The sequence below is a fragment of the Streptomyces sp. NPDC054770 genome, from assembly GCF_053611985.1.
The window spans coordinates 27,137-33,200 of record NZ_JBSHBL010000103.1 but is presented as its reverse complement, the minus strand read 5'-3'; the positions used below and the strand labels follow the sequence as shown (position 1 = coordinate 33,200).

The window sequence follows — 6,064 nt, the reverse complement described above, 5'->3', positions numbered from 1 at the left end:
TTTCACACTTCCGCCGCGTCCGGGCGCCCGCCGGGGGGGGGGGGCGCCCCGGCGCGGGGGGGCGCCCCCCCCCCGCGCCAGGCGTGCTCAGGTCACCGGCGTGCCCTGCTGCGGTCCAGTGCCGCGATCCCCACCGCCGCCAGTGCGATCTGGATGAACCACTCGATCCAGTCGGGTCCCTTGGTGTCGGCCACGCCGAAGCCCGCCGCGATCGCCGAACCCAGCAGTGCCGCCACGATGCCGACGACGATGGTCCACAGAACACCGATGTGCTGGCGGCCGGGGACGACCAGGCGCCCCAGCACACCGATGATGACTCCGATGACGATGGCGCTGATGATGCCCGAGATCTCCATGTCCGCCCCTCTTCGTCGGTACCCCGCTGCTGTCCAATCTGCCCGCTCAATCCGGCGGCAGTCCCGTCCGGTTGTTACAGCGGTTTTCTGTTCACCGACCCGACATGCCATGTACCTTTCAATGAGTCGACGCGTGTAGAAATCTCAAGCACGTTCTACGCGCGCAGAATTGGCGCCCGCACCGCCTCTACCCCACCCCCTCATGGAGGTTCGCCGGATGCTTGGATCCAGCAGATCCCGCCATAGATTCACCACCGCCCTGGCCGGGTTCGCACTGCTCGTCACGGGAGCCGCCCTCCAGGTCGGCACGGCGGCCGCCCCCGCCCACGCGGCCACCACGTACCGCGTCCTGTTCGACGACGGCCACGCCGAGGAGGCCGGCAACGCGGACTGGATCATCTCCACCAGCAAGCCCGACCCGCTCGCCCAGGACTCCTCCCCGTCCTCGGAGACGGACTGGACCGGCGCGCTCTCCTCGTGGGGCGTCGCTCTCCAGAAGACCGGCAGCTACAGCATGAAGACCGCGACCAGCGCGCTCACCTACGGCGGTTCGTCGACGACCGACCTGTCGAACTTCGACGCGCTGGTGCTGCCCGAGCCGAACACGCTGTTCACGACCGCCGAGAAGACGGCGATCATGAACTTCGTGAAGGCCGGCGGCGGTCTCTTCATGATCTCCGACCACACCGGCGCCGACCGCAACAACGACGGCTATGACGCGGTCGAGATCCTCAACGACCTGATGACCAACAACAGTGTCGACTCGACCGACCCGTTCGGTTTCTCGATCGACTCGCTGGACATCAGCTCCGGTTACCCGGCCGCCATCAGCGACAGCAGCGACCCGGTGCTGAACGGCTCCTTCGGCACGGTCACCAAGAGCCTGATCGCCGACGGCACCACCGTCACCCTCAAGCCCTCCGACAACTCGGCAGTCAAGGGGCTGGTGTACCGCAGCGGTTACTCCGGCAACACCGGCGCGTTCTTCGCCACCAGCACCTTCGGCAGCGGCCGGGTCGCCTTCTGGGGCGACAGCTCCCCGATCGACGACGGCACCGGCCAGTCCGGCAACACCCTGTACGACGGCTGGAACGACACCGGCGCCACCAACGCCGCCCTCGCACTCAACGCCACCGCCTGGCTGACCGGCGCGAGCAGCGGCAGCAGCGGTGGCGGCGGAGGGGGCGGCGGCGGTGGCACCTGCACCTCCGCCCAGCTCCTCGGCAACCCCGGCTTCGAGTCCGGCAACACCACCTGGACCGGCAGCAGCGGGGTCATCACCAACTCCAGCAGCGAGGCGGCCCGCACCGGCTCCTACAAGGCCTGGCTCGACGGCTACGGGACCGCCCACACCGACACGCTGTCCCAGTCGGTGACCATTCCGTCCGGCTGCTCCGCGACGCTCAGCTTCTATCTGCACGTGGACACCGCGGAGACCACCACCAGCACCGCCTACGACAAGCTGACGGTCACCGCCGGATCCACCACCCTGGCCACGTACTCCAACCTCAACGCGGCCTCCGGATACGTCCTCAAGAGCTTCGACGTCTCCTCCCTGGCCGGCACCACGGCCACCATCAAGTTCACCGGTGTCGAGGGTTCGACCCTCCAGACGTCCTTCGTCATCGACGACACCGCGCTCAACGTGAGCTGAGCGGGACGGACGGTTCCGGCCGGCCCGCCGGAACCGTCCGCTCCACCGCGTTCCAGCCGGAGACCCGCACCAGGGGCGACGAGCCGTGCAGGTCGGCGGTCCGGTAGGTGGCCGTCAGGGTCGCGGACTCGCCCGGCCACAGACTGACCTCGTTGTCCGACCACTGGACCGGCAGTACCGGCTTGCCGTCCGGGTCGACCAGGTGGACGTCCGTCAGCAGGGCCGGGGTCTTCCCGGTGCCGGTGTTGCGGACGGTGACCGTGGTGGTCGACGTGCCGTCGGCGTCCGTCGTCGACGCCGTCGCCGAGACCGGGACCTGGGCCATCGAGGACAGCCCCGTCAGGTCCGCGCGGCTCGTCGTCGGCGTGTGCCACCAGTCGGTCTTCGCCCAGTCGAGGGTGTCCGGCTTGCCGGAGAGCCAGTAGACGTTGCGGCTCACCTCCCTGCCGTCCGCGTCGGTCAGGACCAGCCGCGCCAGGTAGGTGGACGACAGCCCGGTCACCGACGCCGGCAGCGTGAGCGCGGTGCTGTGCGCGCCGTCGCCCTGGACCGAGACACCGGTGACGGTCCGGTCGTACTTCTCGGTGCCGTCGGGGTTGAAGAGGGTGGCCCGCGCGGTGAGCCCGGAGGCCGGCGTGTGCCGGTTGTTCAGCACGACCACCGAGCGGTCGTCGTACGAGTACTGGACGTGCAGCGGCTCGTTGGCCTTCTTCGCGCCGAAGTAGGCGCCGCCCTGGTCGAGGTAACGGTCCATCAGCTGCCAGTGCAGGGACGTCCAGCCGCTGTTGAACATCCAGTACACGACCCCGGTGGACGGCTTCGAGGCGTCGGTCTGGTTGCGTCCGTACGCCTCGTACTGGGCGCGGACGTTCTCGTACTGGGCGAGCTGCGCCTTGCGGACGTAGTCGGCGAGGCTCTTCGGGGCGCCGTAACGGCCGGTGAGGGCGTCGTCGTAGATCTTCAGGGTGCCGAAGGTCGCGGACGGCGAGCGGTGGTACTGCTTGGCGTCCGGGTTCTTCCAGAGGGTGTCGAGTTCGGCCGGGGTCATCATCCGGCGCAGGGTGTCGAGGGTGGGGATGTCCGGGCCTGCGCTGGTCTCCGAGTTGAAGCCGGTGGCGCCGCCCTCGCGCTTGGCGTACCAGTAGCCCGGCGGGACCCAGTCGTAGGGGCCGGTCATCTTCATGCCCGAACTGCCCAGCTGGGGAGCCGACTTGTCGGAGGCGGCGGGTACCACCGGGACGGCCCAGTCGGCGGCGTCCAGGGCGTCCAGATAGCTCTTCTCGATCTTCGCGTCGGGTGCGGCGTCGCTGCCGATCAGGAAGGAGATCACGCTCGGGTGGTCACGCAGCCGGGCGGCCTCGGCGGCCATCGAGGCCTGGGCGACCGGGTAGTCGGCGGCCGTCCACTTCTCGCCGCTCTCGCCGCTGTTGGTCTGCCCCTCCCACTTGTCGCAGCACTCCCAGCCGGGCAGGGTGAGGACGCCGAGACGGTCGGCGAGGTCGAAGAACTCGTCGGGCTCGATGTGGCCTTCCAGCCGGATGGCGTTGAGGCCCAGGTCCACGGCGTACCTGAGGCGGTCCTCGGCATAGGCGCGGTCCCAGCGCAGGAACTCGTCCGGTGACCAGCCGCCGCCCTTGACCAGCAGCCGGCGGCCGTTGATCGAGTACTGGCGGGCGCCGTCGGAGTTCAGCGGGGCCCGGACGTCCCGGATGCCGAAGGTCTCGTGGGCGGTGTCCGAAGCCGTGCCGGCGACGGACGCGGTGAGGTCGAGGTCGTGGAGCGGCTGGCCGCCCATCCCCGCGGGCCACCACACCTTCGGGGAGGTCAGGTGCAGCCCCGGGGTGTCGGCGGGGGTGAAGGTGACGGTCCTGGTCTGGTGGGCCGCGAGCTCGACCGACCTGGTGAGGGCCACCCCGGCGACGGTGCCGGAGACCTCGGTGGTGACCGGCGTGTCCGAGTCGTTGCGGGCCTGTGCCTTCACCGTCAGGTCGGCCGTCGCGAGGGACGGCACCGCGAGCTTCGTGACCACGTGCGCGTCGCGCAGCGCGACCGGGCCGCCGCGCCGGACCAGGACGTCACGGACGATGCCCATGTTCTGGTCGGGCGGGGGCTGGAGCCAGTCGAGCCAGCCCATGGTGAGGTTCTTGTTCGGGTTATTGGGCTGGATGCGGAAGGCGACCGTGTTCGTGCCGGCCGTCACCAGGGAGGTGACGTCCAGTTCATGGTGGGTGTAGGCGCCGGTGACCTCGTCGGCCGTGGCGACCCGGTGGCCGTTGACGTACACGTCGGCCGCCGAGATCACCCCGCTGAAGTCCAGGTAGGTGCGGTGCGAGGGGTCCGTGACCGTGAAGTCGCTGCGGTACCACCAGGGGACCTGGAAGGGCGACTTGGGGATCTTCTGGAGGTTGGTGGAGACGAACGGGTCGGCGTAGACGCCGTCGGCGAGCAGTGCGGCGAGGACCGTGGAGCGCGGCCCCGCCGGATACCAGCCCTGCGTCGGGTAGCCGGGGGAGGAGACCGCCGCCGCGGAGTCGCCCACCTCGGCCGTCGACCGGATCGCGTAGCCCGCCAGCGGGGTCTTCGACCCGGTGGCGGACGGCACACGGGTGATCCGGGCGGGCCCGTGGGCCGGGTCGCGGGCCCCGGCCCAGGCGCTGGTGTTCAGTGAGCAGAGCAGTCCCAGGGCCACGGCGGCCGCGGCGAGACGGTGTCCGGGGGCACGGCGAGGGAACACGATGGTCTCCAGGCTCGTAAAGTTAGGAAACTTTACTAACCCGGCTCAAGCTAGGGTCCCGCGGAGGCCGTGTCAATCACCGTGGAGCCCGCGCGAGTTGGTGGCGCCGTTCTCAGGACGCGCCCGACCTGCGCTCGAACACCAGGTCACGGGCGGTGCCCAGGGCCGTGGCCACCGCGCCGAGCAGCACCGCGTCCTCGCCGAGCCTGCTGGGTGCCAGCTTCGGGCGCAGCGGGGTGAGGGTGCGCAGATGCTCCCGCACGGGGCGCAGCAGCAGGTCGACGCTGTGGCCGACACCGCCGCCGAGCACCACGAGGTCGGGATCGAGCACGGCCGCGGCCGCCGCCACCGTGTGCGCGATCCGCTCGCCCTCGAGACGTACCGCCTCCACCGCGGCCGGGTCGCCCTGGCGGGCCGCGTCGAACACGGACTTCGCCGTGAGCTGCCCGGTCATCCCCAGCCGCCGCGCCGTCTCCACCACGGCCACCCCCGACACCGCGTCCTCGAGCCGCTCGGGCTCCCGCTGCTGTCCCGGCCAGGGCAGGAAACCGATCTCCCCGGCCAGCCCGTGCGCCCCGGTGAACAGCCGCCCCTCGCTGACCACACCCATCCCGAGACCCGTGCCGATCATGATGTACGCGAACAGCCGGCTGCCCGCCCCGATGCCGTACGTGTACTCGCCGAGGGCCGCGAGGTTGGCGTCGTTGTGCACCTCCAGCGGGACGCCCAGTTCCTCGCGCATCCGGTCGAAGAGGCCCGCGCGCCCCCAGCCCGGCAGATGCATCGCGTACCGCACCCGCCGCTGCCGCTCGTCGTACACGCCCGGCGTGCCCACCACCCCGTGCACCACCTCGGCCGGGTCCACCCCCGAGTTGGCGACGACCTGCCGGGCGGTCGCGACCAGCAGGTCGGCCATCGCGCCCGACCCCCGGGCCCGGTTGCGCACGTCGGAGCGGGCGACCAGGGTGCCGTCGAGATCGGCGACCGCCACCCGCAGCCAGCTCCTGCCCACGTCGACACCGAGCGCGTACCCGGCCGCCGGGTCGGGCGCGTACAGGACGGCCGTGCGACCGCGCTCCGGGGCGTGGGTGCCCACCTCGTGGACCAGGCCCGCCGACTCCAGCGCGGCCAGCGCACTGGACACGGTCGGCTTCGACAGCCCTGTCTCGCGGGCGAGTTGGGCGCGCGACGCGGAACCGAGCGTGCGCAGCCGGTCCAGCAGCAGTCGCTCGTTGGTGCTGCGCAGTCGCTGCCGGCTCCAGGGCTGGTCCTGCTGCTCTACGACGTCGCTGGCGGCCATCGCACCATTCTCACCGATTC

At 70.9% G+C, this 6,064-nt stretch carries 4 protein-coding genes; 1 reads left to right on the top strand and 3 read right to left on the bottom strand.

The window, feature by feature from the left end; translation table 11 throughout:
* Positions 1-92 precede the first annotated feature (92 nt).
* Positions 93-356, bottom strand: coding sequence for a GlsB/YeaQ/YmgE family stress response membrane protein (locus ACWGKQ_RS46455; protein WP_453298143.1), 264 nt, complete (start codon positions 354-356; stop codon positions 93-95).
* 217 nt (positions 357-573) lie between these two features.
* Here ACWGKQ_RS46455 and ACWGKQ_RS46450 point away from each other — a divergent pair, with 217 nt between their 5' ends.
* Complete coding sequence (locus tag ACWGKQ_RS46450) at positions 574-2,010, top strand: hydrolase (protein WP_453298142.1); 1,437 nt, start codon at positions 574-576, stop codon at positions 2,008-2,010.
* Here the strand turns inward: ACWGKQ_RS46450 and ACWGKQ_RS46445 are convergent.
* On the bottom strand, positions 1,997-4,744 hold the full coding sequence (locus ACWGKQ_RS46445; protein WP_453298141.1) for a glycoside hydrolase family 2 protein: 2,748 nt from the start codon (positions 4,742-4,744) through the stop codon (positions 1,997-1,999). The genes ACWGKQ_RS46450 and ACWGKQ_RS46445 overlap by 14 nt on opposite strands.
* 112 nt (positions 4,745-4,856) lie before the next feature.
* Complete coding sequence (locus ACWGKQ_RS46440) at positions 4,857-6,044, bottom strand: ROK family protein (RefSeq protein WP_453298140.1); 1,188 nt, start codon at positions 6,042-6,044, stop codon at positions 4,857-4,859.
* Positions 6,045-6,064: the final 20 nt, after the last annotated feature.

Excerpts from the sequence above, each read along its gene's own strand:
- ACWGKQ_RS46455 (WP_453298143.1), bottom strand. The coding sequence starts at position 356 with ATGGAGATCTCGGGCATCATCAGCGCCATCGTCATCGGAGTCATCATC.
- ACWGKQ_RS46440 (WP_453298140.1), bottom strand. The coding sequence starts at position 6,044 with ATGGCCGCCAGCGACGTCGTAGAGCAGCAGGACCAGCCCTGGAGCCGG.
- ACWGKQ_RS46450 (WP_453298142.1), top strand. The coding sequence starts at position 574 with ATGCTTGGATCCAGCAGATCCCGCCATAGATTCACCACCGCCCTGGCC.